The sequence below is a fragment of the Dechloromonas sp. ZS-1 genome (genome assembly GCF_039649255.1).
GTDB lineage: Bacteria > Pseudomonadota > Gammaproteobacteria > Burkholderiales > Rhodocyclaceae > Azonexus.
In genome coordinates this window covers 21,998-48,486 of record NZ_JBDIYD010000019.1, presented here as the reverse complement: position 1 = coordinate 48,486, position 26,489 = coordinate 21,998, and the positions used below count along the sequence as shown (strand labels likewise).

22 protein-coding genes and 1 tRNA gene are annotated in these 26,489 nt (G+C 63.7%); 14 read left to right on the top strand and 9 right to left on the bottom strand.

Translation table 11 applies throughout. The features are described 5' to 3' along the window. Positions 1–251: 251 nt before the first annotated feature. Entirely contained in the window at positions 252–1,028 is a 777-nt protein-coding gene (locus AACO21_RS15820) for a ferredoxin--NADP reductase (protein ID WP_346193492.1), read from the bottom strand. A 100-nt stretch (positions 1,029–1,128) separates the two neighbouring features. Here AACO21_RS15820 and AACO21_RS15815 point away from each other — a divergent pair, with 100 nt between their 5' ends. Together AACO21_RS15815 and AACO21_RS15810 are read left to right on the top strand one after the other, a co-directional pair. Continuing rightward, positions 1,129–2,052, top strand: a complete 924-nt coding sequence (locus AACO21_RS15815; RefSeq protein ID WP_346193491.1) for a LysR family transcriptional regulator — start codon at positions 1,129–1,131, stop codon at positions 2,050–2,052. A gap of 156 nt (positions 2,053–2,208) precedes the next feature. Continuing rightward, on the top strand, positions 2,209–3,822 hold the full coding sequence (locus AACO21_RS15810; RefSeq protein WP_346193490.1) for a transglycosylase SLT domain-containing protein: 1,614 nt from the start codon (positions 2,209–2,211) through the stop codon (positions 3,820–3,822). A 115-nt stretch (positions 3,823–3,937) separates the two neighbouring features. Here AACO21_RS15810 and AACO21_RS15805 read toward each other — a convergent pair whose 3' ends face one another. The 4 genes from AACO21_RS15805 to AACO21_RS15790 all read right to left on the bottom strand — a co-directional run bounded on the left by AACO21_RS15805 (position 3,938) and on the right by AACO21_RS15790 (position 8,617). Further along, positions 3,938–5,908 carry a dipeptide ABC transporter ATP-binding protein gene (locus AACO21_RS15805; protein ID WP_346193489.1) on the bottom strand — a complete coding sequence of 657 codons (1,971 nt, stop codon included), beginning with the start codon at positions 5,906–5,908 and terminating at the stop codon, positions 3,938–3,940. After that, positions 5,908–7,299, bottom strand: a complete 1,392-nt coding sequence (locus AACO21_RS15800; protein WP_346193488.1) for an ABC transporter permease — start codon at positions 7,297–7,299, stop codon at positions 5,908–5,910. Before AACO21_RS15800 ends, AACO21_RS15805 begins: the two co-directional genes overlap by 1 nt. Next, positions 7,296–8,273: an ABC transporter permease gene (locus AACO21_RS15795; RefSeq protein WP_346193487.1), complete on the bottom strand. Its 978-nt coding sequence runs from the start codon at positions 8,271–8,273 to the stop codon at positions 7,296–7,298. The genes AACO21_RS15800 and AACO21_RS15795 overlap by 4 nt, the downstream gene beginning before the upstream one ends. Positions 8,274–8,529: 256 nt before the next feature. After that, positions 8,530–8,617: transfer RNA gene (locus tag AACO21_RS15790), tRNA-Ser, on the bottom strand. A gap of 65 nt (positions 8,618–8,682) precedes the next feature. Between AACO21_RS15790 and mltF the strand changes: the two genes are divergently transcribed. Beyond that, positions 8,683–10,179, top strand: a complete 1,497-nt coding sequence (gene mltF, locus AACO21_RS15785) for a membrane-bound lytic murein transglycosylase MltF (RefSeq protein ID WP_346193486.1) — start codon at positions 8,683–8,685, stop codon at positions 10,177–10,179. A gap of 89 nt (positions 10,180–10,268) precedes the next feature. On the opposite strand, the gene serS is transcribed toward mltF, so the two are convergent. Beyond that, complete coding sequence (gene serS, locus AACO21_RS15780) at positions 10,269–11,555, bottom strand: serine--tRNA ligase (RefSeq protein ID WP_346193485.1); 1,287 nt, start codon at positions 11,553–11,555, stop codon at positions 10,269–10,271. A 156-nt stretch (positions 11,556–11,711) separates the two neighbouring features. On the opposite strand from serS, the gene AACO21_RS15775 reads away from it, so the two are divergent. The 4 genes from AACO21_RS15775 (at position 11,712) to AACO21_RS15760 (ending at position 16,057) form a co-directional block, all read left to right on the top strand. Then, positions 11,712–12,584, top strand: coding sequence for a M14 family zinc carboxypeptidase (locus AACO21_RS15775; protein WP_346193484.1), 873 nt, complete (start codon positions 11,712–11,714; stop codon positions 12,582–12,584). 22 nt (positions 12,585–12,606) lie between these two features. Then, the gene (locus AACO21_RS15770) at positions 12,607–13,188 is read left to right on the top strand and encodes a hypothetical protein (protein WP_346193483.1); all 582 of its coding nucleotides are present in this window, start codon (positions 12,607–12,609) and stop codon (positions 13,186–13,188) included. A 127-nt stretch (positions 13,189–13,315) separates the two neighbouring features. Next, on the top strand, positions 13,316–14,878 hold the full coding sequence (locus AACO21_RS15765; protein WP_346193482.1) for a DUF1800 domain-containing protein: 1,563 nt from the start codon (positions 13,316–13,318) through the stop codon (positions 14,876–14,878). 9 nt (positions 14,879–14,887) lie between these two features. Continuing rightward, positions 14,888–16,057: a DUF1501 domain-containing protein gene (locus tag AACO21_RS15760; RefSeq protein ID WP_346193481.1), complete on the top strand. Its 1,170-nt coding sequence runs from the start codon at positions 14,888–14,890 to the stop codon at positions 16,055–16,057. Between the two features lie 144 nt (positions 16,058–16,201). Here the strand turns inward: AACO21_RS15760 and AACO21_RS15755 are convergent, their stop codons facing one another. Further along, on the bottom strand, positions 16,202–17,530 hold the full coding sequence (locus tag AACO21_RS15755) for a replication-associated recombination protein A (RefSeq protein WP_346193494.1): 1,329 nt from the start codon (positions 17,528–17,530) through the stop codon (positions 16,202–16,204). 1,198 nt (positions 17,531–18,728) lie between these two features. On the opposite strand from AACO21_RS15755, the gene AACO21_RS15750 reads away from it, so the two are divergent. The 6 genes from AACO21_RS15750 to AACO21_RS15725 all read left to right on the top strand — a co-directional run bounded on the left by AACO21_RS15750 (position 18,729) and on the right by AACO21_RS15725 (position 22,253). Then, on the top strand, positions 18,729–18,944 hold the full coding sequence (locus AACO21_RS15750; RefSeq protein WP_346193480.1) for a hypothetical protein: 216 nt from the start codon (positions 18,729–18,731) through the stop codon (positions 18,942–18,944). Positions 18,945–19,122: 178 nt separating this feature from the next. Then, entirely contained in the window at positions 19,123–20,244 is a 1,122-nt protein-coding gene (locus tag AACO21_RS15745) for an ABC transporter substrate-binding protein (RefSeq protein ID WP_346193479.1), read from the top strand. A 159-nt stretch (positions 20,245–20,403) separates the two neighbouring features. Continuing rightward, positions 20,404–20,763 carry a DUF1801 domain-containing protein gene (locus tag AACO21_RS15740; RefSeq protein WP_346193478.1) on the top strand — a complete coding sequence of 120 codons (360 nt, stop codon included), beginning with the start codon at positions 20,404–20,406 and terminating at the stop codon, positions 20,761–20,763. 90 nt (positions 20,764–20,853) lie between these two features. Beyond that, positions 20,854–21,231 (top strand): hypothetical protein, encoded by a 378-nt coding sequence (locus AACO21_RS15735; RefSeq protein ID WP_346193477.1) that lies wholly within the window; start codon positions 20,854–20,856, stop codon positions 21,229–21,231. Between the two features lie 52 nt (positions 21,232–21,283). After that, entirely contained in the window at positions 21,284–21,673 is a 390-nt protein-coding gene (locus tag AACO21_RS15730; protein WP_346193476.1) for a DUF1232 domain-containing protein, read from the top strand. 73 nt (positions 21,674–21,746) lie between these two features. Next, positions 21,747–22,253, top strand: a complete 507-nt coding sequence (locus AACO21_RS15725; RefSeq protein ID WP_346193475.1) for a GNAT family N-acetyltransferase — start codon at positions 21,747–21,749, stop codon at positions 22,251–22,253. On the opposite strand, the gene lolA is transcribed toward AACO21_RS15725, so the two are convergent. Together lolA and AACO21_RS15715 are read right to left on the bottom strand one after the other, a co-directional pair. Next, on the bottom strand, positions 22,247–22,879 hold the full coding sequence (gene lolA, locus AACO21_RS15720) for an outer membrane lipoprotein chaperone LolA (RefSeq protein WP_346193474.1): 633 nt from the start codon (positions 22,877–22,879) through the stop codon (positions 22,247–22,249). The two genes, AACO21_RS15725 and lolA, sit on opposite strands and share 7 nt — an antisense overlap. Positions 22,880–22,953: 74 nt before the next feature. Continuing rightward, positions 22,954–25,263 carry a DNA translocase FtsK 4TM domain-containing protein gene (locus tag AACO21_RS15715; protein ID WP_346193473.1) on the bottom strand — a complete coding sequence of 770 codons (2,310 nt, stop codon included), beginning with the start codon at positions 25,261–25,263 and terminating at the stop codon, positions 22,954–22,956. Positions 25,264–25,521: 258 nt separating this feature from the next. On the opposite strand from AACO21_RS15715, the gene trxB reads away from it, so the two are divergent. After that, a complete protein-coding gene (trxB, locus tag AACO21_RS15710) occupies positions 25,522–26,484 on the top strand; it encodes a thioredoxin-disulfide reductase (protein WP_346193472.1) in 963 nt (320 codons plus the stop codon). The last annotated feature ends 5 nt before the right edge of the window (positions 26,485–26,489 follow it).

Here is a 26,489-nt window from a genome sequence, read left to right as displayed (position 1 = left end):
GAGTGGTAGTTCAGTTGGTTAGAATACCGGCCTGTCACGCCGGGGGTCGCGGGTTCGAGCCCCGTCCACTCCGCCAAGTTTAAAAGCCGTTGAAATCGATGATTTCAGCGGCTTTTTGCTTTCTGGCCCGCCCCTCGCCCTCTGTAAGCCCAAGGCGCCAATTCGTCGGACCCAAAAAAATGCCGGACCCACACTGGCATCCGACATTTTTCACCCGCCCACACGGTCGACCGTCGGGCGCCACTCAGGGCTTATTTTTCGACAAAAGCACGCTCGATCACATAATCGCCCGGCACACCGATGTGCGGCGAAATCGCAAAGCCGCGCCGGTCAAGCATGGCTGCCGTATCCGCCAGCATGGCCGGGGAACCGCAGATCATGGCGCGATCCGTCGCCGGATCGAGCGGCGCCTGACCGATATCCTCAAAGAACTTTCCCGACTCGATCAGATCAGTCAGGCGACCTTGATTGCGGAAAGGCTCGCGCGTCACCGTCGGGTAATACACCAACTTCTCGCGCACCCAGTCACCAAAGAACTCATGCCCCGGCAAGGTCTCGGTGATGTAGTCGTGATAAGCCAGTTCGCTCACCCAGCGCACGCCGTGAATCAGGATCACCTGCTCGTACTGCTCATAGACATCCGGATCGCGGATCAGGCTCATGAACGGCGCCAATCCGGTCCCCGTCGCAAACATGAAAAGACGCTTGCCCGGCTTGAGATCACGCAATACCAGCGTTCCCGTGGGCTTCTTGCTGACCACGATCGGATCGCCGGGTTGCAAGTGCTGCAGACGGGAAGTCAGCGGCCCGTTCGGCACCTTGATGCTGAAGAATTCCAGATGCTCCTCATGATTGGCGCTCGCGATACTGTAAGCACGAGTCAGGGGGCGCCCTTCCACCTCCAGCCCGATCATCACGAACTGACCATTGATGAAGCGCAGGCCGGCGTCCCGGGTGGTGCGGAAGGAGAAAAGGCTGTCGTTCCAGTGGTGCACCGACAAAACCTGCTCCGTACTCAAGTTGCTCATGACACATTTCTTTCAGGCAAATGACAATACCCGCATGCTAGCAAGCCGCATTACGCTATAGAATCGGATAATTCAAATATACGTTAGCGACAAAATCGATATGCGACTCACCCTGCGCCAACTTCAGGTTTTTGCCGCCATCGCCCGCCACGAAAACGTCTCCCGCGCGGCTGACGCGCTTGCCATGTCCCAATCGGCGGCCAGCAGTGCCCTGGTCGAACTGGAGCGTCAATTCGAGCGCCCCCTGTTTGATCGCATCGGCAAATCACTGCGCCTCAACGCCACCGGCCACGGTTTGCGCCCGATGGCCGAGAGCCTGCTGACCAAGGCCGCCCGCATCGAGCACTACCTCGATGGCAACAGCCTGGAACCCCTTTCCGTCGGGGCCACGCTGACCATCGGCAATTACCTCGCCACGCTGATCATGGGCGATTACCTGCGCGAATCTCCCGCCGCTCAACTTCGCCTGCACGTCGCCAATACCCGCGAAATCGTGCAGCAGGTCCTCAGCTGCGAACTGGATCTCGGCCTGATCGAAGGCGAAGCCCATGACCCGAACCTGCTGCTCACGCCCTGGCTGAACGATCAGCTGGTTGTCTTTTGCGCCCCCGATCACCCTTTGGCGCGACACGACGCCGTCGATAACGCACAACTCGCCGAGCAGGCCTGGATCGTTCGAGAAAGCGGTTCCGGCACGCGCGACCTGATCGACCGCATGCTCTTCAGCCAACTTCCGCACTACCAGATCCGCCTCACCCTCGAGCACACCGAAGCGATCAAGCGCGCGGTGGAATCCGGCCTCGGCATCGGCTGCCTGTCCCGGCTCGCCTTGCGCGAAGCCTTCCGGCGCGGCAGCCTGGTGGAAATCCCAACGCCGCAATTCACCCTGAGCCGACACTTCTATTTCGCCCAGCACCGCCAACGCACCCTGGGCCAGGGCGCACAACGTTTCATCGCACTCTGCCACGCCCGCTGGGACCAGCAAGAAGACACGACCGCCCTCCCCCTGCCCTTCATCCCATGAGTCAAGTCACGATTTACGCAATTTTGCAAATATTCAGCACATTCGCGTCAACTTGAACGAAATTACAGGATTGATTGCAACACACCCGGCGCAGACACACCCTCCCCGATCCGGTATAATCGAAGGCTTTGTTGCAATGCACTCGGAGCCATCTCGATGCATGACCGCCATGTTCTATCGCTGATCCGCCGACTGGCCGGTGCCGGACTGGGTTTCCTCGCCCTGAGCCTGTCGACGACGGCGCTCGCCAATGACGACCGCCCCTTCCCGCTGATTTCCCTGCTCATGCCCGGCCTGCAGGCCACGGCAGCGCAAGCCTCGCCCGCCACCGATGAGTTGGCCGTCCAGGAACTCAAGGGCGCGCCCCAACTCAAGCGCAGCATCGACCTGACCACCCAGTCGGACAATCTCTGGGACCGGATTCGCGATGGCTTCGCGATGACCAATCTGAATGACGATCTGGTCCTCTACTACCAGCAGTATTACCAGAGCCGCCCGGATGCCCTGCGCCGCATGGTCGAGCGCAGCCGCCCCTACCTGCACCACATCGTCGAGGAAATCGAAGCGCGCGGCATGCCGACCGAACTGGCCCTGCTCCCCATGGTGGAAAGTGCCTTCAATCCGATGGCTTACTCCAAGGCACATGCCGCCGGCCTCTGGCAGTTCATCCCGGCCACCGGCAAGCGCTTCAACCTGCAGCAGAACTGGTGGCAGGATCAGCGCCGCGACATCATCGCCTCGACCAGCGCCGCCCTCGACTATCTGCAGACCATCTACGACATGCATGGCGACTGGCACCTTGCCCTCGCCTCGTACAACTGGGGCGAAGGTGCGGTCAAACGCGCCGTCGAGAAAAATGAAGCACGCGGCCTGCCGACCGATTACCCCAGCCTGAACATGCCGAACGAAACCCGGCATTACGTGCCCAAGCTGCAGGCCCTCAAGAACATTTTCGGCAACCCGGAACTGGTTGCCCGCCTTGATCTGCCGCGCATCCCGAACCGTCCTTACCTGGCCATGCTGGAAACACCGCGCCCGATGGACGTCAAAACCGCTGCACGACTGGCCAACCTCTCCCTGGAAGAATTCCAGCGCCTGAACCCGTCGCACAATCGCCCGCTCATCAAGCCGGAAACCCCGGTGGTCATTCCGGCGGACAAGCTCGATACCTTCTACGCCAACCTGCACGCCACCCAGACCCCGCTCTCGGAGTGGCGCGCCTACACGGTCCCCGCCAGCGACCGTCTGGACCGCATTGCCAGCCAGTTCGGCATCTCGGCCAGTGAACTGGCGCGGGTCAACAGCCTGCCGGAACGCGCCCGACTGGGTGCCGGGACCACGCTGCTCGTGCCGGGTGGCGGCAACCGCGACAACCTCGGGCCGCTGCTCAACGCCATGGCACCGACCCAGATCATCGAGCCGGAACCCAAGCCCTGCCCGAAAAAAGCCAAGAAATCGGCTTGTGCGGGCGAGAGCAGCCCTCGCCTGGCCAGCGCCGCACCGACCGAGAAGGCCGGCAGCAGCGACAAGGGCCATGCGTCCTCAAGCGGCAAGCAGGCCAACAGCAAAGCCAGCGCCAAGGACAACAGCCGCGAGACCGGCGGCAAATCAAACAAGCTCGCCGCCAGCAGCACGCCAGCCAAGGCCTCCGCACCGGGCAAGCAGGCGAGCAGCAAAACGGCAAGCGCGCCTACCAAGAACAGCAGCGCCAAAGCCGCACCGGCAACCCCGGCCAAGGTGGCCAAGTCCAGCCAGGGCAAGCGCGGTTAAGCACGCTCAAGCGCCCAGCCTCGCCCAGACAGTACAACGCCCGGCATGCCGGGCGTTGTCACATTGCGCGCAGGCCGAGGCCAACCTCGGTCACGCAGGGAAGTCAGGTGGAAATTCAGCCAAAATGGCAGTTGACCGTATACCCCTCCGCCACCGTCACGGTTGCCGGCGCATCCTCACGGCAGCGCGCTTCGGCCCGCGGGCAGCGCGGATGAAAGTGGCAACCGCGCGGCGGATTGGCCGGTGACGGGGCTTCGCCGGGCAGCCGGATGGCCGTACTGGCAGCACCCGGCCGAGGTGCCGGCACCGCAGAGAGCAAGGCCTGCGTATAGGGATGACGCGGCTGGCGCAGCACTGCCTCGACCGGGCCGCGTTCGACAATCCGCCCGAGATACATCACCGCCACATCGTGCGCCAGGTATTCGACCACGGCAAAGTTGTGCGTGATAAACAGATAGGCCAACCCAAGATCGCCCTGCAAACGCTTCAGCAGATTCAATATCTGGGCCTGTACCGACACATCCAGCGCCGACGTCGGCTCGTCGCAAATGAGCAGCGAAGGCTGGACCGCCAGCGCGCGGGCAATGGCAATGCGCTGGCGCTGCCCGCCGGAGAATTCGTGCGGATAGCGCATCGCGGCATCCGCCGGCAAGCCCACCTGCGCGAGCAAGGCAGCCACCGCCGTCGCATGATACTGCCCCTCATCGCGCACGCCGAGGGCCTGCATGCCTTCGGCGATGATCTCGCCGATACGCATCCGCGGATTGAGAGAGGCAAAGGGGTCCTGGAAAACCATCTGGGCGTGCCGGCGGGCCGTCCGCAAGGCGCTCCCCGAGAGCTGGTGCAAGGCGTTGCCATGCAGGCTGACCGCACCGCCCGTCGGGCGGATCAGTTGCAACAAGGCCTTGCCGACCGTCGTCTTGCCGCAGCCGGACTCACCGACCAGGGCCAGGGTCCGTCCGGGCGAGAGCGACAGCGAGATGCCATCCACGGCACGCACATGCCCGACCGTCCGCTGCAGCAGACCGCGCCGGATCGGAAAGTGCACCTGCAAGTCCGTCACCGTCAGCACCGGGCGGGCCGCCGGCAGCGCCAGCTCAGTCGGCGCATGACCAGAGATCGGCACGGACTGCGCCCCCTCCCAGTGACAGCGCACGCGATGGCCGTCCGCCAAGGTCCGCCAGGGCGGCGACACCTCGCGGCAGATCGGCATGGCCTGCGGGCAGCGAGAGGCGAACCGGCAACCCGCCGGCATCTCGGCCAGACCGGGGACCTGCCCCGCAATACTGGCCAGCCGGCTGCCGCGTCGGCTGATATCCGGCAAAGCAGCAAACAAGGCCTGCGTGTAAGGATGGGCCGGCTGCGCGAAAAAGCGGTCACAACCTGCTTCCTCGACCAGTTCGCCGGCATACATGACGCCGATGCGCTGCGCCATGCGCGCCACCACGCCCAGATCGTGCGTGATGAGCAACATGCCCATCCGACGGTCGACCTGGATTTTGGCCAATAAATCGAGAATCTGCGCCTGCACCGTGACATCGAGTGCCGTCGTCGGTTCGTCGGCAATCAGCCAGGCCGGCTCACCGGCCAGGGCCATGGCAATCATGACGCGCTGCTTCATGCCGCCGGAGAGCTGGAAGGGATAGGCCTCAAGGCGGCGCGCCGGATCGGCAATGCCCACCTGCCGCAGCAAATCGAGCATGCGCGCCTGGGCAACCTCACCGCGCAGCTGCCGATGGCGGGCCAGCACTTCGCCGATCTGCTCGCCGACGGTCAACACCGGATTCAGGCTGGTTCCCGGCTCCTGGAAAATCATCGCCATCTGGCTGCCGCGCCGGGTCCGCATGGCGGCTTCCGGCAAGGCCAGCAGGTCTTCGCCATCGAGCCGTACCGCCCCGCCCTGCACCCGCGCTGCCGCCGGCAGGAGACGCAACATGGCCTGCGCGGTGACCGATTTGCCGCAGCCGGATTCGCCCAGCAAGGCGTAGGTTTCACCCGGCGCAATCGCAAACGAGATGCCATCCACGGCCGTCAGCACCTGCCCGCCCGACTGAAAACCCAGACGCAGATCGGAAACTTCAAGCATCAGGCAGCCCTCGGGTCGAATGCATCGCGCACGGCATCGGCAAACAGGTTGGCCGCCAGCACGAGCAGGAACATGGCTGAGAAGGCGGCGGCCAGCGACCACCAGACCACCGGCTCGCGGCCGAGCTCCATACGCGCATTGTTGATCATGGTGCCGAAGCTGGTCATGCTCGGATCGACCCCGATGCCGACATAGGACAGCACCGCCTCGGCCAGCACCAGGCCGGAGAAATCCATGACCAGCGAGATGATCACGATATGCATCAGATTGGGCAGGATATGGCGCTGCAGAATGCGCCAACCCGGCACGCCAAAGGCCTGCGCCGCCTGGATGTACTCCAGTTCGCGCAGCTTCAGGGTTTCGGCCCGCAGCAGACGGCACAGGCCGGTCCAGCTGGTCATGCCGAGGATGAAACAGAGGGCGAGGAGGCGCAAGTCGGCCCGCTCGGCTGCCGTAGAGAACCACTCGGGGTGGCCGTCGATCACCACCTGCATCATCAGGACCGCGGCTGCGATCAGCAAGACGCCCGGAATCGAGTTGAGCACCGTGTAGAGATACTGGATCAGGTCATCGACCCAGCCCCGGCAATAGCCGGCCACGATGCCCAGCACCACCGCCACCGGCAGCAGGACCAGGGTGGTCACCAAGCCGATGATGAGGCCGGTGCGAATACTCTTCAGCACCTGATAAAGCACGTCCTGCCCCACCTTGTCGGTGCCGAAGACATGGTATTGGCCAGCCAGCGCGAAGAGCGGCGCGAGCACCAGCAACATGACGAGCACCGTGCCCAGCACGGCATCCCAGGCAAAACCCGGCCCGGTTTTGGGCTTGTTTTCGGGGTTGACCGTCGGCGTGCGCGTCGCCAGCCGTACCATCCCCGCCAGACCCAGCCAGGTCAGGAAGGCCAGCACGGCGGCACGAAACGCCGTCAAGGCCACGTCCGCCCCGCGCTCGGCCTCGTTCTCACCGAGATGCTGCCCGCCATGCTTCAAGCGCGGATAGTCGCGCACCGTGCCCACGCCCTCGACCTCGCGCGTTTCCTTGGCATAGAGGCGTGTGGCCAGCGGCGCCGAGTAGGTCTTTTCGTTTTTCGTACGCAGCGGCGTGGCCAGCGCATCGAGCACGGAACGCACCTCGACCGCGTATTGCACCTTCTGCCCGGCCTTGGCCGGCAAGGCTTCGCGGTAATGCACGGAATCGAGCAGCCCGACCAGCACAAAAGCCAGCAAGACCGTGGCCGAGGCCATCCCGATGCGGTGCTGCCCAACCCGCGCCCAAGCGGCCCGCAAGGGCGGCTGGCGCCGCACCATCATGGCAAAACCGAGCCCGGCCAGGACCAGCAGCCAGACCAGGACATCGGACCAGAGCACCACGATCTGCCAGTCTCTCATTCGAAACGCACCCGGGGATCGACCAGCGTGTAGGAGAGGTCCGTCAGGATCAGACCGACGATGTACAACACCGCTCCGATGAACACCATCGAGCGCACGACGGCAAAATCCTGCGCCTGAATGGCATCGATGGTGTAGCTGCCCAAGCCGGGGATGCCAAAGAAGGACTCCGTGAGCAGCGAGCCCATGAACAGCAGCGGGATGACGACCACGACGCCGGTCAGGATCGGGATCATCGCGTTTTTGAGAATGTGCCAGAAAAAGATCGTCGTTTCGGGCAACCCCTTGGCCCGCGCCGTGCGCACGTAATCCTTGTTCACCTCTTCGAGAAACAGGGTGCGATACCAGCGCGTCGAAGCCCCAATGCCGGAAATCACGCCGATGGCCACCGGCAGGATGAGGAAACGCCAGGCATCCAGCCCCTCGCCAAAGCCGGAGATGGGCACCAGCTTCCAGATCTTGCTGAACAGGTACTGGCCGCCAATGATGTAAAAGAGGCCGGAAATGGACATCATGGCCACGCACAGCACCACGCCCCAGACATCCAGCGCCGAAGCGCGGAAGAAGGCCAGCATCAGCGCAAAACTGACCGCGACCAGAAGGCCCAGTACGAAAGTCGGCAAGGCAATGGCCAGCGAGGGCCCCATGCGGCTGCCGATTTCACGCGCAATATCGCGCCCGTCTTCAGCCCGGCCAAAATCGCCGACGAACATGCGCGCCGATTTTTCGAAAAAAATGGTGTCGGTCACGGTCGACAGCCCTGAAGCCGCCGAATTGACAAACAGCGGCTTGTCGTAGCCACGCTCCGCCTTCCATTTTTCAATCGCCTCCGGCGTCACCCGTTTGACGCCCAGTTGCATGCGCGCCATGTCATCCGGCGTGTTCACGATAAAGAACAGCGCGAAGGTGATCAGATTCACCCCGATCAGGATGGGGAGTGCGTAAAGCAGGCGGCGGATCAGGTAGGCGAGCATTCCCCGGATTATGCCAAGGGCTGGACGCTTTGGGGAAACCCTTGCAGCCCGGCCCGCTCAGCGCGGAGAAAGAAGGGCCGAAGCGCAGCCAGCGACGGCAGCACAAGACTTTACAGTCCTGCCACAAGTCAATTTTGGGGATCGGGTATACTGCGCACCGCCGCAGCGCGCTGGAAGGACAAAAATGCGGCGGCAGAAACAACAAAGCCACTTTTTAAAACCGCGGTGCAGTTCTGAAAAGTGGCTAAGCCGGGAGTGGCGGAGAGGGAGGGATTCGAACCCTCGGTACCTTGCAGTACGCCTGATTTCGAATCAGGTACATTCGACCACTCTGCCACCTCTCCGCGAGCCCGAAACTATAGCACACTTCATGCCCTGGACAACAAGATTTCTCTGCATTGGATTACTGTTGATACTTGCCGCCTGCGGCGAGTATCTGCCGTTCCGTGCACCGCTGCCCTTCCCGACACCCGGGCAGCACGATCTTGTCGTCCTCGTCCAGCCCGGCCCGCTGACCTACGGCACGGACGAACCCGGCAGCCCGACCGGGCTGGAGCATGACCTGATCGAAGCCTTCGCGCTTGAACTCGGCGTGGGCATCAAATACCTCACCGTCGAACCCGGCGAACTCCCGGATAAATTGCGCGGCCGCAATTACCACATTGCCGCAGGCTGGCTGTCGCCGGGGCACGATGCAACGATCCAGACGACTGCGCCCATTTTCCAGACGGTCGACCGTCTGGCTCAGCATGATTCCTCCTTGCCCCTCAACGAACTGAGCCAACTCGACGGAAAGACGGTCCACGCCCTGGCCGGCTCACGCCAGGCCGACACCCTGCACCAGCTGGCCGGCACCTTCCCCAATCTCAAGGTGGTCGAAGTCAATCAGGGCAGCATCCTGGACCTACTCGAGCAACTGGGTAACGGACGGGTCGATTACGTCGCCATCGACGCCATGGTGGAAGACATCGCCACCCAGTTCGTCCCCAACCTGCGCACCACCCTGACCCTGAGTAAAGAACAACCCATCGTCTGGCTCCTGGGCACCCAACCCAATGCCGAACTGGCCGAGCGCCTGAAAAGCTTTGTCGAGCGCGCCCAGCACGACGGCACCCTGGCCCGCATCGAGGAGCGCTACTACGGCCATGTCCGGCGCCTGACCCAGGGCGACGTCACCAAATTCCTCGGCGAAATCGAAACCACCCTGCCCAAACTGCGTCGCTATTTCCAGGCCGCCGAACTCGACACCGGCCTCGACTGGCGCCTGATCGCTGCCGTCGCCTACCAGGAATCCCACTGGGACCCGCAAGCCACCAGCTACACCAAGGTGCGCGGCATCATGATGCTGACCGAAGAAACCGCAGACCGCCTGCGTGTCACCAACCGTCTTGACCCCAAGGAGTCCATCCTGGCCGGGGCCCGCTACATCAACTGGCTCAAGGAACAGCTGGAGGCCGACATCCATGAACCGGACCGGACCTGGCTTGCCCTCGCCGGCTACAACCTCGGCCCGGGCAATCTCAATGCCGGCCTGCGCCTGGCCCGCCTGCTCGGCGCCGATGCGACCACCTGGTACGACATGAAGACGGTGCTGCCCAAACTGGCCCAGCCCAAATACGCCCAAAAGGTCAAAGCCGGTCGCGCCCGCGGCGGTGAGGCCGTGATCCTCGTCGACAACATCCGCAGCTACTACGACATCCTCCTGCGCAACACCGCGCCGCTCCAACCCAGCGCCGCCGTCGAACGCAGCCTCAAACGCGTCGTCGCCGAAGTCGAGGAACTGCAACGCCGCTACTCCCGCAAAGCCGCCCGCGACATCGCCCGCCTGCCCGATGCCGACGATCAGGACGGCCCCGGCCTGGGCGGCATCGCACACGATCCGGGATTGAGGCTGGACAGCCGGTAATCCGAAAAACAACGCCCGCTCAAGACACCAACCCAAACAAAAACGGCACCCTCGGGTGCCGTTTTTCATGATGCACGCAGCGACGCTGATCAGACGCCCGGGGTGAGCACCTCAAGGCCGCCCATGTAGGGGCGCAGTGCAGCCGGGATGAGGACGCTGCCGTCGGCCTGCTGATTGTTTTCCAGCACGGCGACGAGAGTGCGGCCAACGGCCAGACCGGAGCCGTTCAGGGTGTGCACCAGTTCCGGCTTGTTTTTCTCGTTGCGGAAGCGGGCCTGCATGCGGCGGGCCTGGAAGGCGCCGAAGTTGGAGCAGGAGGAAATTTCGCGGTAGGTGTTCTGAGCCGGCAGCCAGACTTCCAGGTCGTAAGTCTTGGCCGCGGAGAAGCCCATGTCGCCGGAACACAGCACCATGCGGCGGTACGGCAGTTCAAGGGCTTCCAGAATGGCTTCGGCGTGGCCGGTCAGTTCTTCATGCGCAGCGGCCGACTGGTCCGGATGCACAACCTGAACCAGTTCGATCTTCTCGAACTGGTGCTGGCGGATCATGCCGCGCACGTCGCGGCCGCCGGAGCCGGCCTCGGAGCGGAAACACGGGGTGTGGCAGACGAACTTCAGCGGCAGCACTTCGGCAGCCAGGATTTCGTCGCGCACGATGTTGGTGACCGGCACTTCGGCAGTCGGAATCAGGTAGAGCGGGTCCTGATCGCCGCGCAGGACCTTAAAGAGGTCTTCCTCGAACTTCGGCAGCTGGCCGGTGCCGTACAGGCTGGCGGCATTGACGAGGTACGGGGCATAGACTTCGGTATAGCCATGCTTGGCGGTGTGCGTGTCCAGCATGAACTGGGCGAGCGCGCGGTGCAGACGGGCAACGCCGCCCTTGAGCAGGGAGAAGCGGGCGCCGGAAATCTTGGCGGCGGTGGCGAAGTCGAGCTGGCCCAGCTGCTCGCCGATGTCGGTGTGGTCCTTGACCTCGAAATCAAAGGTCTTCGGCGTGCCCCAGCGCTTGGCTTCGACGTTGCCGGTTTCATCGGCACCGACCGGCACGGTGTCGTCCGGGATGTTCGGCAGCGTGGCAAGCAGTGCATTGAACTGGTTGAGCAGTTCGCTCAGGCGGGCCTCGGAAGCCTTCAGTTCGTCGCCCAGCGCCCCGACTTCGGCCATCACGGCGGAAGCATCTTCCCCCTTGCCCTTGAGCATGCCGATCTGCTTGGACAGCGTGTTGCGCTGGGATTGCAGATCCTGGGTGCGGGTTTGCAGGGTCTTGCGCTCGGCTTCCAGCGCCTTGAATTCGGTGAAGTCGATGGGCTTGCCGCGTTTGGCGAGGCCTTCGGCGACGGCGTCAAGATTGGAGCGAAGTTGCTGGATGTCGAGCATGGCAGGTCCTGAAAGAATGCAGAGCGCCGCAACACGGAAAACGGGCGGCAAAAACGGCAATTATAGCGCGAGGCAGCCCGCCTTCCGGCCCCGTGCAGATCGATTTCAGGCTCGCCAGCCGGTATCATGGCGGTTTTGCTTCACACTGTGCCACGGATGTTTCGCCCCCTCGCCCTCCTGCGTCCCGCCTTGAGCCTGCTGCTCGCCGCGATCTTCAGCCTGCCCGCGCAGGCCGCAGCGCCGGACTGGTGCGCGCAGATCGGCAAGCGGCTGGGCAGCGTGCCGACGGAGCAATGCCGCAAGCTGGGCCTGGAAGCCGCCCCGGAAAAAACCCGCAACGGCCACGCCCTGATGCGTCGCGACTATCCGGCTGCCGCTCAGAAAATCGCCGCCCTCGGCAAAGGCGAACGCGCGCCGCGCATTCTCATCATCGGCGGCATTCACGGCGACGAACTGGCTGCCGCCTCGCTGGTTTTCCGCTGGATGCGCTGGATCGACGAAGGCGACGCCCGCCAGTACCACTGGCGCGTCATCCCGGTGGCCAATCCGGATGGCCTGCTGGCGACCCCGCCGCAGCGCACCAACGCCAACGGCGTCGATCTCAACCGCAACTTCCCGACGCCGGACTGGAGCGAAGATGCGCACGCCTACTGGCAGAGCAAGACGCGCAAGGACCCGCGCCGCTTCCCCGGCAAGCAGGCCAATTCCGAAATCGAAACGCGCTGGCTGAATGCCCAGATCGAGGATTTCAAGCCGGACGTGATCGTCGCCACGCACGCGCCCTACGGCCTGCTCGACTACGACGGCCCGGCCCGCCAGCCGCGCCGCTTCGGCCACCTGAACCTGAACCGGCTGGGCGTCTATCCCGGCTCGCTCGGCAACTACGGCGGCGTGCACAAAAAACTGCCGGTCATCACCATCGAACTGCCCAACGCCAACAGTCTCCCGCCGCTCAAGGAACAACGGGAAATCTGGGACGACATGCAGACCTGGCTGCGCCGCAACATCGGCCCGCGCCAGGTATCCTGAACCGATTTTGCCCCCTGAAACCATGTCGACCGTCGCCCGCTCCCCCGCCACCCCGCTCACCGAGACGCTCAGCCGCGTGGCGGCCGACTATCAGACGGCGGACGTGATCCCGCATTGCCCAAGCTGCAGCCGCCCCTGCTGCAAGCTCGATGCCCTCGTGCTGGAACTGGAATGGAAGCAGGTCAAGCCGCTCTGGCAGATCGAGGCCTCGCGCAAGGACTTCGACCGCCAACTTGCCGCCGGCAAGGGCCCGGTCGAAATCCGCGCCGCCAACGGCCTCTACTACATCCACAGCAAGCCCTGTCCGGCCTACGACGAAACTGCCGGCAACTGCCGCGTCTACGGCCAGGACATCAAGCCGCCCGGCTGTTCCGACTTTCCGGTTTATGAAGACGAAGGCGACCTGATCGTCGATCTGCGCTGCGAAGCCGTCGATCTCGACGCGCTGATCGCCCGCCTGAAGCCTGCCCTGGGCAGCGCCTATCGCCTGACCGAGCATGCTGACCGCGACTTCCCCTTCCTGGTGACGCTCAGCGTCAAAAAAGCCAGCCCGGTGCGTCCATCGCCCGGCAAGCCCGTCCAGCGCAAAAAGCAGCGCCGCTGAGCTGTGCCCCGGCGCCTCCGATCCACCGGCGCCGGCCACGGAAACATTTGCTTGCAAACGGACACAGCCAGACCACCCCGGCGCGCCGGATAATCGCCGCATCCAGACCTCGTAGGCGGAACCTGCCATGCCCGCTCCTTCCCGCCGTCGGCGCGCCCTCATCGCTGGCCTGCTGCTGAGCATCCACCTCGGCGTGCATGCCGATCTCGACCAGCCGCTCGATCAGGACACGGCACGCGCCCTGCTCAACCGCTTTGGCTACGGCGCCAATCGCGCCAGCCTGGATGCCACCACCGGCCAGAGCCTGCGCCAGTATCTCGAACGCGCCCTGCATGCGCCCTCGCGGCAGCCGGAAACGATCCGCCAGCAAATCGCAGGATTTGCCTCCGCCACGCCCGTCGAAACGCTATGGGCCGATTTCGGCCCGGGCGGGGTGGTGCGCCAAGATGCCCGGACCACCCGGATGGCCGACGGCGTCGCACGCAACGAATCAGAAATCCGGGGCCGCCAGATTCTGGAACAGGCGGCCACCGCCCGCCTGCTGGAAAGCGCCAATTCGGACAACCCCGGCCATGAGGTGCTGCTCAATTTCTGGCTGAATCACTTTTCGATCCACGGTCTCAAGACCCTGAACAAATTCCTCATGGCGGATTACACGCGGCACCTGCAACAGGCGCTGCACGAGGACACCTTCCTGGCCCTGCTGCGCGCCAGCTTTTTCCACCCGGCCATGCAGCTTTACCTCGACAACGCGCAGTCGACCGCCCCCGAATCGCCCTTCGCCCAACGCGCCAGCGCGCGCGGCAAGACGCTCGGCCTCAACGAAAACCTCGCCCGCGAACTGCTGGAACTGCACACCCTGGGCATCGACAGCGGCTACACCCAGGCCGACATTCAAGCCCTGGCGCGCATCATCAGCGGCGCGGGCATCGTGAATCCACAGCTGCCGCCTGCAGGGCGCGGCGCCCAAGGTTCGGTGCAGCGCGGCCTCTTTTTCTTCAATCCGCTGCGTCACGATTTCTCGGCCAAGACCCTGCTCGGGAAGCCCTATCCGGCCGGACGCGGCATCGAAGAAATCGAAGCGGCCCTCGTCCAGCTGGCCGGCCATCCGGCCACTGCCCGCCACATTGCCGGCAAGCTGGCCCGGCGCTTTCTCGCCGACGCCCCGCCCCCGGCGCTGGTCGAGCGCATGGCGGCCGGTTTCCTGCGTTCCGGCGGGAAAATCTCGGCCACCCTGCTCCCGCTGCTCGATAGCCGGGAATTTGCCGATTCGCTGCGTCAGCCCTCGAAATTCAAGGAGCCCGTGGATTACCTGCTCTCGGTAGCCCGCGCCGCCTGCTTCGACCAACCGGTCGGCAACGGCCCGCTGCTCTGGCGCACCGCACAAGACCTGGGGCAGGCGCCCTTCATGCGCACCACGCCCGATGGCTACGGCAGCCAGGAAAGCGACTGGCTCTCGCCCCCCGCCATGGCCAAGCGCATCCGGCTCGCCCAACTGGCCGGGAGCGGTCAGGCGCCGCTGGCTGCGCCGCGTGATGCCGAGGCACCGCAACGCTGCCGCAGCGACCTGGCCGCCCTGCGTCAGGCCGTCGGCCCGCTCCCGGAAACAGCCCGTCAGGCGCTGGCCGGGCTCAATCCGGCCGAAGAAGGCGCGGCCCTGCTCGCCAGTCCGGCCTTCATGCGCCGATAGGAGTCCGCCATGTCAGACCTCAACCGCCAACGCCGCCGCCTCTTGGGGGCAGGCCTGCTCAGCGCCGCCCTGCCCGCCTTTGCGCTGGAACGACCGGAGCGCCCGGATGGCCGCTTCATCTTTCTCTTTCTGCGCGGCGGCCTGGACGGCCTGTTTGCCTTCGCCCCGGCGGCCGATCCCCGGCTGGCCAGCCTGCGCCCCGGCCTCGCCAAAACCGTGCTGTCCGACGGTCAACCGCTCGGCAGCACCGGATTTGCCGCCCACCCCAGCTGCCGTGCGCTGAGCGATTTATTTGCCCGCCGCGAACTGGCCTTCGCCCCCTGTGCCGGCACGCCGGACAAAAGCCGCAGCCACTTTCAGGCCCAGGATCTGTTTGAACTGGGCAATGGCGACACCCGCGGCCAGCAGGGTTGGCTGGCGCGAGCCGGCGAGGCCTGGCAGGGCCGCTTCCGCCTGATCGGCTTCACCGCCAATCCGCCCCTCGCCTTGCAAGGCGCCACGCCGCCCGCCGATCTCATGCCGCTCGCCGGCAGCAGCCTGCAGGTGCGCCAGAACCGCAGCCTTGACGCGATCATGGCCATGCACGCACAACAGGCCAGCGGGCGCGCACTCGATCAGGCCATGCAGACGCAAGCCGAGCTGGATGCGATTCAGGGCATGGATGCGCGTGCGGCACGGGGCGCTGCCGGCATCAACGGCTTTGCCCGCAGCGCCGAAACCATGGCCCGCGTGCTGCGCGACAATCCCAGGCTGGCCATGGCTTTCCTCGATCTGGGCGGCTTCGACACCCATGCCAATCAGGAAAACAGCCTCGGGCGCAGCCTGCCGCAACTGGGCGAGGGCCTGCTGGCGCTCAAGACGGGGCTGGGCGAGGCCGAATGGCGGCGCACCCAGGTGCTGATCTGTACCGAATTTGGCCGCACCGTGCGCGAAAACGGCACGCAGGGCACCGACCACGGCCACGGCAGCCTGGCCTTGCTGGCGGGCGGCGCGCTGCGCCAGGGCGGACGCATGCTGGGGGATTTTGCCGGGCTGGCCGACTCAGCCCTGAACGAAGGGCGCGACCTGCCCGTGCGCGTTGACTGGCGCAGCCTGATCGGCCGTGTGCTGCAGGACACGCAGGGCTTTCCGCTCGCCACGCTGCAACGCATTTTGCCCGGCTTGCCCGGGCTGGCCTGAATGCCTGCCGCCTGAATGGTCCTTCCGGCTTAGGCGCAGGCCAAGCGGCGCCCCAAACCCGGCCTCATTCGGCAGCGCCGGGCTCTTGAAGAAAAATCGACGTTTCCCGACGGTCGACCGTCGGCAAGCCGCCCAAATCAGCCGTCAGCCCTTGCCGGCCTTGCGGTCCAGGCTGCGCAGGTAGGCGAGCTTTTCACCGATCTTGCCTTCCAGCCCGCGCGGCGTGGGTTCGTACCAGCCGGGCTCGGCCATCCCCTCCGGCAGGTAGGTTTCACCGGCGGCGTAGGCATCCGGCTCGTCATGGGCGTAGCGATAGGCTTTGCCGTAGCCGAGTTCCTTCATCAGCTTGGTGGGCGCGTTGCGCAAATGCACCGGCACCGGCCGCGAACCATCCTGCTTCACGAAGGCCCGCGCCTGGTTGTAGGCGTTGTAGCCGGCGTTCGACTTGGCCGCGACCGCCAGATAGATCACCGCCTGCCCCAGCGCCAGTTCGCCTTCCGGGCTGCCCAGACGCTCATAGGTCTCGGCTGCATCGTTGGCCAGCTGCATGGCGCGCGGGTCGGCCAGGCCGATGTCTTCCCAGGCCATGCGGATGATGCGCCGGGCCAGATAGCGCGGATCGGCGCCGCCGTCGAGCATGCGGCAAAACCAGTAGAGCGCGCCATCCGGATTGGAGCCGCGCACCGATTTGTGCAGGGCCGAAATCTGATCGTAAAAGGCATCGCCCCCCTTGTCGAAGCGGCGCAGGTTCTGCGCCATGGTTTCTTCGATAAAGGCACCGTCGACCGTCGCCAAACCGGCCGCACTCGCGGCCGTGCGCACCTGCTCCAGCAGATTGAGCAAACGCCGCGCATCGCCATCGGCCAGCCCGGTCAGGCGCGTCCGCGCCGCCTCGTCAAAATGCAGGTCCGGCAAGGCCCGCTCGCAGGCACGGTCGAACAGCGCGCCCATCTCGTCGACATCGAGCGACTTCAGCACATAGACCGAAGCCCGCGACAACAAGGCGGAATTGACCTCGAACGACGGGTTCTCCGTGGTCGCCCCGATAAAGGTGAACAAGCCGCTCTCGACAAACGGCAGGAAGCCATCCTGCTGCGCCTTGTTGAAACGGTGAATTTCATCGACGAAGAGAATGGTCCGCCGGCCCTGCGCCCGCCACACCTCGGCCTGCGCCACCGCCTCGCGCACTTCCTTGATCCCGGAAAACACCGCCGAGAGCGCGATGAACTCGCAATTGAACTGCGTCGCCATCATGCGCGCCAGGGTGGTCTTGCCCACCCCCGGCGGCCCCCACAGGATCATCGAATGCGGCTGCCCGGAAGCAAACGCCAGCCGCAAGGGCTTGCCCGGCCCAAGCAGATGCTGCTGGCCGATCACCTCATCCGGCGCCTGCGGCCGCAACTGCTCGGCAAGCGGGGCAAACTCAGGCTGGCTGCGGTCAACCGGACAATCCGGCGAATTTTGAGAAAACAGATCGTTCAAGGAAAAATCTCGTATGGCGGTTCAAACAACCCTCGGTTCATGCCCGCAGTGTACCGCCGCCCCCGACCAAGCCCAAATCACACTCGGGGATGCTGCACGGACATGGACTCGAACCGTGGCCTGCCCCCGCCTTTGCACGCCCCCTCGCCCTTGGCTGGCGACGACCATGGAAAACCACACGACAACACATCCACTCGACATATAAACACCCAGTCATTATGCTTTCGTGTTGATGATGAATCAGTTCCAGAACGCGCCCAAGCAAGGTCGAGGATGGGTTTTTCCCATGCCGTAGCTGCCAATCGCAATTGACCGCACATAAAACAACATGTCATTTTTCACCGTATGACAAGTACTTCCGAAGCCACCCTGTTCGCCCGTGTAGACGGCGCGAGCCCAGGATACACGGCTTTCGCCCCCGTTCCCTTCGGTCACTGGACGCTACGCGATGAAGCCGCGCAGCGCCGGTCACCTCTACGTTAGCCACCACATGAACTCCTCCCGCCTTTTACCTCTTGTAGTGCTTCTACTCGTCACTGCTGCGGCTTTGCGCTTGATGGCAATGACTGGTTTTTCGTTCTCGATTGATGATTATTCAAAGGTACTGTAAGCCTACTTTCGGACCCAAGCTCGCAAAGAGGTTTTTCTTGGTCAGTATGCAGTTATTGCATTTGCACTTTTCGCAGTGTTCTTCATAAAGCCGGAAAAAACTCGCATCGCATTGATCGCGGCAGTGCTGTTTTGCTTGGTATCAATTGCGAGGCATTTCGCACCCATCTTCTTGGTCAGCAATATAGGCGACTACCTAGTCATTGGCTGGGCGATTTGGGCGATCAACAAAAAGGAGGTGAATGTTGGCTAACACTCCAATCCACCGGACCTCAGGCAAGCTGCGCTTACCTGAGGTCCGGTGATTTTCAACGTTAGGCAGCAAGAATGAAGTGCCCACATTGCAACGTAACTATTAGCATCTTCTCTCGTGCTATCAATCGCTTCGGCAGGGTTAAATCCTGTCCTCACTGCGGGAAAAGCGTGAAAATCGTGTTTTCTTGGGCAGTTATGGCTATCTGTTTTGCCCCAGCCGTTTTGCTCACTCTTGCCATCCGTCCATGGGTTGGTTCTTTCGCAAGCCTCCCCGGCCTTACGATCATGCTCCTTCTTGCCATGCGCTTGAAACCAGTTGAACAACATGTTGATTGAGCAACCCAGTTTCTCTGTCAGCAAAGGCGAATTACCCATTGAACTAGGGGAGTCGGCAGCTCGCTTTATTGGCAAGGTACTGCGCGAAATCACCGAGTTAAATTGGGCCGGCCACTGGGCTTTCTGGGAGTGGTTCTGGGCAGTACTTCTTGGCCTAGGTTTTATCCTCGGCGTGATCGCCCTACTGAGGAAAACCAATGCCTAACATCCCAATCCACCGGACCATCAAAAAGCTGCGCTTTTTGCCGTAGGCTGAGCTAGCACGCTAGAGACAATGCGCTGCCTCGTCTGAGCCCCTGCTCCCAATTGTCGGCCAGACGACACTCCCCGCCTCCCGCCCCCTCTACACTGCCGGGCAGACAATCATCTTCTGGAGCGGTGCGATGCGCGAGGTTTGGCGGTGGGTGGGCGTGGCCCTGTTGTATTGGGTGGCCTTGGGGGTGCAGGCACAGGGCGCGGTGATCCGGTTGGGGCAGTCCTTGCCGCTCACCGGGACGCTGGCGGAGCTGGGGACGGAATACCGGGACGGCATGCTGGCGCACTTCAAGCAGTTGAACGCAAAGGGTGGCATTCATGGGCGCAAGGTCGAACTGACGACGCTGGACGACGGCTATGTCGTGGAGCGCAGCGTTGAAAACACGCGCAAGCTGCTGGAGAACCCGGAGTTGCTGGGCTTGATCGGCATGTTTGGTTCGGCCAACTATGGCGCGGTGCTGCCGCTGATCGACGAGAAGGCCATCCCGTCGCTGGCGCCTTACACGGGCTCGGACGAGCTGCGGGCGCAAAAATCGGCCAGCACCTTCTGGTTGCGCGCCAGTTATGGCGATGAGACGGAAAAAATCGTCGATCAGCTGACCACGCTGGGCATCACGCGTATTGCCGTGTTTTATCAGGATGACGCCTTCGGCAAATCCGGTCTGGCCGGGGTGGAAAAGGCGCTGGCCCGGCGCAATCTCAAGGTGGTGGCCACCGGCGCGTTCGACAAAGCGAAGAACGACGTGCGCGATGCGGTTAAATCAATCAGCGCCGCCGATCCGCAAAGCGTGGTGATGATCAGCACCTACAAACCGACGGCGGCTTTTTTCCGGGAGATGAAGGCAGCGGGCAAGCAGACGCAGTTCTTTGCGCTTTCCGTGGTCGGCTACAAGGCCCTGCAGGCTGAAATCGGACAAGGCGCTGCCGGGATTGCCATTGCCCAGGTGGTGCCGTATCCGTGGAGCGGCGTCACCGGCATCGTGCGTGATTTTCTTGCCCTGCCGACCGAATTCGCGCCCAAAAGCGGCCCGACTTACACGGCCATGGAGGGCTTTATCGCCGCCCGCGTGATGAGCGAAGCCCTGCGCCGCGCCGGGCCGAATCCGACACGCGACAAGCTGACGACCGCGCTGGCCAGCCTGAATAAATTCGACCTCGGCGGTTTTGTCGTGGATTACAGCCGCAATCGTCTGGGCTCCAGCTTTGTCGAAGTCACCGTGGTCGGCAGCAGCGGTCGGCTGATGCGCTGAGCGCCCGCCGCACCCCACTCCGGGCGCCGTCGAGCCACCCAGGCTCGGATCGGCGCCCTGCTTTTTGGGGCTTCGACACCGGTTGACCGTTGGCGCACGGCACGCCGAGCGATGCCATATGTCATACTGACCGCTTTTCCGCACCCGCCTGCCGAGCCCATGACCGACGACCGCATCCAGCAGCATCTGGCCGATCTCCGCCTGCTCAATGGCGACCATCACGCTTTGGTGCAGGCCCTGCGCGAGCTGATTCTGGGGCTCGCCCCGGGGATCAGCGAAAACGTGAAATACGGCGGCATCCTGTTTGCTGCGGGCGAGGCATTTTGTGGCGTGTTTGCCTATGCCCGGCATGTTTCCCTGGAGTTCGGCAGCGGCGCCAGCCTGGCCGATCAGTATGGAGTGCTGGAGGGCAACGGCAAGTTCCGGCGGCACATCAAACTCCGCACCCTGGCCGACATTGAGGCCAAGCAGGTACGCCACTACCTGCTTGCGGCCTTGACGGCGACACCGGCAGCCTGAGCCGTCGAGTTGCTGATTGTGTCGGTACAGCCCTCAAGCGCCGTCTGGCACACATGATCCCCCTCCGCCGCACCGCCATCGGAATACTCCATGTTTGAGTTCCTCTTCGAACTGATCGGCGAACTGCTGCTTCAAATCGTCATCGAGATGTTGGGAGAACTGGGGCTCCGGGCGCTGGGCGAGCCTTTCCGCAAAAAACGCCATCCTTATTTAAGCGCGCTGGGTTATGCGGTTTTGGGCGCAGTGGCGGGCGTGCTCAGTCTGGGCGTGTTTCCCGATCATCTGGTGGCCCCGCCGTTTCGTATTGCCAACCTGATCCTGACGCCGCTATTGGTTGGTCTGATGATGAGTGCGCTCGGTGCGTGGCGGGCGCAGCAAAGCTTGTTGCTGCTGCGTTGGGACCGCTTTGCCTATGGGTACCTCTTTGCCCTGGCCCTCGCCCTGATTCGCTATTACTGGGCCAACTGAGCACGCCTGGGCTATCCTGACGCCTCGTTCATCCGCCTGAGCCTGCCACCGCATGTTGTCCCTGCTTCAGAAGCTCCGCCCCTGGGCCAAGCGCCTGCGCACCGACATCCTGAGCATTTACTTTGCCGCCCGCGATCCACGCACGCCATGGGCGGTGCGACTGCTGGCGCTGGCCGTGGCCGCCTATGCACTGAGCCCAATCGACCTGATTCCGGATTTCATCCCGGTACTCGGCTATCTCGATGACCTGCTGCTCGTCCCGCTGGGGCTCTGGCTGGTACTCCGCCTGCTGCCGCCGCCCGTGCTGGCCGATGCCCGCAGCCGCGCCCAGGCGCTGCTCGAACGCCCGCGCAGCTGGATCGCTGCAGCCTTCATTCTGACACTCTGGTGCGTGCTCGCCGCCTCCCTGCTCTGGTACTTCTGGGGCGGTGGCGCCGGTTGAGAAAATCAGCATCACGCCCCCACTGCCCGCTGCATCCTGCCTCCCTTACCCCCTGCTCGCCCGGTCCACCGTCATGCCCTGCCTCATTCGCCCCTGTCTCCCCGCCGATCTGTCCGCTGTACTGGCGGTACAAGCCGAGTGCTACATCCCGGCCATGAATGAGCCGGGCGAGGTCATGCTGGCGCGTCTGGCGAGCGCGCCGGCCTTTGCCTGGGTGGCGGAAGAAGCGGGAGAGGTGGGGGCATATCTGATGACCTATCCGTCGCGGATCGGCAAGGTGACGCCGCTGGGCGCGGACTTTTCCCCGGCCGCCGATGCAGACTGCCTCTATGTGCATGATCTGGCGGTTTCGCCGCGCTGGCGGGGCAGCGGCGCGGGTGTCCGTCTGGTCAATCATGCCTTGCAGGAGGCTGCGCGCCGGGGGCTGCAACAGGCGGCCCTGGTCTGCGTACAGGCAGCCGGACCGTTCTGGGAGAAACTGGATTTTGCCGATTTTTCCGTGTTGACCGCCGACGCCCAAGCCGCCCTTGCCACCTACCCCGGCGGTGGACGCTACATGGTGCGGCGCGGCGCTTACTGACCGATCACATCCGCCCCGGCGGGCGGCTTGAAGCTGAAGGTACTCGCCGGCAGGGCCGGGTTCTTTTCGATCCGCGAAAAGCGGATTTGCGTGGTCTGGCCAAAGCTGTCAAACAGGTCCATGGCTTTCAGGTCGCTCCCGGCAAAGCCGAGGCGGACTTTCTCGAAGCCGCTTTCGGCGGCTTTCGGGGTGGCTTCCACCCAGGCCAGGCCGTCCTGATCGCCGGTATCGCGCAGCGTGAAATTGCGCTCCAGTTCATTATTGCCCGCCAGCAGGGCAGCCGGCGAACCGCTGATGGCCTGCCCGGCCTTGCGTACCGTCACTTGCTGCAGTTCCGGATCGTGAATCCAGATTTTTTCGCCATCGCCCACCACCAGCTGCGGATAGGGCTGTGCAATTTCCCAGCGCAGCTTGCCGGGCCGGGAGATGGCCACGCTGCCGCTCGAGAGCTGCGGCTTGCGGCCATTTTTCCCGAGCACGCTCTGCGAAAAATCGGCCTTCAGCGTGCGCGTGGTTTTCAGGAAATCGTGCAACTGCTCGATGGCCCCCGCCTGCGCCGCCAACGGCAGACACAGGGTGGCGGCCACGAGGGCGACGGTCGACAGGATTTTTGAGCGGATTTTCATGGCAGGAAGCATAGCGCGCCGACCGGCGGCGCGCTGTGTCAGCGTGTAAGCAAAAGTGTCCGATTGAAGCGGGATTATTCCGGGGACGGCTTCATGAGTACATCGCGCGCACCGCGCGCATCCATGGCAGAAACCAGACCGGCTGCTTCCATGGCCTCGATGAGGCGGGCCGAGCGGTTGTAGCCGATGCGCAGGTGACGCTGCACGAGCGAAATCGACGCGCGCTGGTTCTTGAGCACGACCTCCACCGCCTGATCGTAGAGCGGATCGGATTCGGCATCGCTCCCGCCCTCACCGCCTTCTGCCGACATGCCCTCTTCGTCGCCGCCGGCGCCGTTGAGGATGTCTTCGACGTACTCCGGTGCGCCCGTGGTCTTCAGGTGTTCGACCACGCGATGCACTTCGTCATCGGAGACAAAGGCGCCATGCACACGGGTCGGATAGCCGGTGCCCGGCGCGAGGTAGAGCATGTCGCCCTGACCGAGCAGGGCCTCGGCCCCCATCTGGTCGAGGATGGTGCGCGAATCGATCTTGCTGGAGACCTGGAAGGCGATCCGGGTCGGGATGTTGGCCTTGATCAGGCCGGTGATCACATCGACCGACGGACGCTGCGTGGCCAGCACGAGATGGATGCCGGCGGCACGCGCCTTCTGGGCCAGACGGGCGATCTGCTCCTCGACCTTCTTGCCGACCACCATCATCAGGTCGGCCAGTTCGTCGATGATGACCACGATGTACGGCATGTGCTTCAGGGGCTCCGGCGTTTCCGGCGTCAGCGTGAGCGGATTCGGGATGTGCTCGCCCTTCTTCTCGGCCTCTTTGATCTTGGTGTTGAGACCGGCGATGTTGCGCACGCCCATGGCCGACATCAGCTTGTAGCGCTTTTCCATCTCGGTCACGCACCAGTGCAGCGCGTTGGCGGCCTGCTTCATGTCGGTGACGACCGGCGCCAGCAGGTGCGGAATGCCCTCGTAGATCGACAGTTCGAGCATCTTGGGGTCGACCATGATGAGGCGGACGTGTTCCGGCTCGGATTTGTAGAGCATGGAGAGGATCATCGCATTGACCCCGACCGACTTGCCCGAGCCCGTCGTCCCCGCCACCAGCAAATGCGGTGTCTTGGCCAGATCGGCGACCACCGGCAGGCCGCCGATGTCCTTGCCGAGGCAGACGGTGAGCGGGCTGCTCATGTCGTTGTACGGCTGGCTCGCAATGATTTCGGAGAGCTTGACCATCTGGCGCTTGGGATTCGGCAACTCCAGCGCCATGCAGGATTTGCCCGGCACCGTCTCGACCACGCGGATCGACACCATGGCCAGCGCCCGCGCCAGGTCGCGCGCCAGATTGACGATCTGGGCGCCCTTCACCCCGACGGCCGGCTCGATCTCGTAACGGGTGATGACCGGCCCCGGCATCGCGGCCAGCACTTTCACCTGCACGCCAAAATCGGCCAGCTTGCGCTCGATCAGGCGCGACGTGTATTCCAGGGTTTCCGGGCTGACCGTCTCGGTGACCGGCGGCGCCGGGTCGAGCAGATGCAGCGGCGGCAGCTTGCCGCCGACGATGGCATCCGGAAAGAGCATGGCCTGCTTTTCGCGCTCGACACGTTTTTCGGCCTTTTTGGAGACCGGCACTTCGGGCGGCGCAGGCGGCTCGATGATGATCGGCTCGTGCAGTTCGACCCGGCGCTTTTCTTCCTCGACGACGATCTCGCGCTGCTGCGCGATTTCCTTGCCGATCTGGCGATCGCGCCAGGTATCGACACGGCCGTAGAAAAAGCCGACAAAGCGCTCCAGGATGAAGCCGGTCTGCTCGAAAGCCCACAGCCAGGACATGCCGGTGAAGAGGCTCCAGCTGAAGGCAATCAGGGCGAGCAACAGGACGGTCGCACCGGTATAGCCCAGGTGCGTGCCCAGCACGCGGCTCAGTTCAATGCCCAGCACACCGCCCGGCCCGAGCGGCAATTCGGCCTTGAGGGAATAAAACCGCAGCGCCTCGAGCGAGGCACTGGCCACAATCAGAAAGGTGAAGCCAAAGAGCGCCAGATAGAGCGGATGCGGCTCATAGTCACCCACCTCGTCCCGCAAACGCCGCACGCCCCAGAAAACAAAGACGGCAAACAGCGCGATCCACCACCAGGCGGAGAGGCCGAACAGGTAGAGCAGCAGGTCGGCCAGCCAGGCACCGGCACGCCCTGCCGGGTTATGCACGACCGGCGAGCTGGCCGCATGCGACCAACCCGGATCGGCGCGGTTGAAGCCCCAGAGCGCCATGCCGAGAAACAGCGCAAGCGCGCCCAAGGCCAGCCAGCGGGTTTCCTGAAGCAGGCCGCCAATTTTTTCCGGCAGGGGACTGCTGCCGCGATCCAGCGAACGCCGTGCCATGTCAGCCCACCTCGCCCGTCATGGAAAGGGCCCCGAAACCTGGGTCACAGATGGCATGCTCCAACCACATAAATTCATTTCCGTTCATAGCGTTACGGAACGATTATAAACCGCTTTCACGCAGCGACGGGAACTTGGGACAAAAGCCGTACTCTCAGTCACGCCCGCTACTTTGCCGCCCTGCGGTCGACACCCGATTTAGGGCCAAAACGCAGGCGGCGCTATAATTTTCAGTTCGACAACCTGAAGAGGATCATCATGTCCCAAGCTGCCCGCCATACTCCGCTCATCATTCTCGGCTCCGGCCCCGCCGGCTACACGGCGGCCGTCTATGCCGCCCGCGCCAACCTGAAGCCCGTTCTGATCACCGGCATGGCGCAAGGCGGTCAATTGATGACCACCACCGAAGTCGATAACTGGCCGGCCGACGCCAACGGCGTGCAAGGTCCGGAACTGATGCAGCGTTTCGAGCAGCATGCCACGCGCTTCGAGACCGAAATCATCTTCGACCACATCCACACCACCCAGCTGACGCAAAAGCCGTTCACGCTGATCGGCGATGCCGGCACCTACACCTGCGACGCGCTGATCATCGCCACCGGCGCTTCCGCCATGTATCTCGGCCTGCCGTCCGAAGAAGCCTTCCAGGGCAAGGGCGTCTCGGCCTGCGCGACCTGCGACGGTTTCTTCTACCGCAACAAGCCGGTCGCCGTGGTCGGCGGCGGCAACACCGCCGTTGAAGAAGCCCTGTATCTGGCCAACATCGCCAGCCACGTCACCCTGATCCACCGCCGCGACAAGTTCAAGGCCGAGAAGATCATGCAGGACAAGCTCTTCCAGAAGGAAAAGGAAGGCAAGGTCACCATTCTCTGGAACAGCACCCTCGACGAAGTGCTGGGCGACGACTCCGGTGTCACCGGCCTGAACGTCAAGAGCACGCAAACCGGCGAAATTCGCAAGGTCGACGTGCATGGCGTCTTCATCGCCATCGGCCACAAGCCGAACACCGACATCTTCGCCGGCCAGCTCGAGATGGAAAACGGCTACCTGGTCACCCAGGCCGGCCGTCAGGGCAACGCCACGCAAACCAGCATCCCCGGCGTCTTTGCCGCCGGCGACGTGCAAGACCAGATCTACAAGCAGGCCTGCACCTCGGCTGCGACGGGTTGCATGGCCGCACTGGATGCCGAGCGCTATCTGGACAACCTCGGCCACGCCTGAGCATC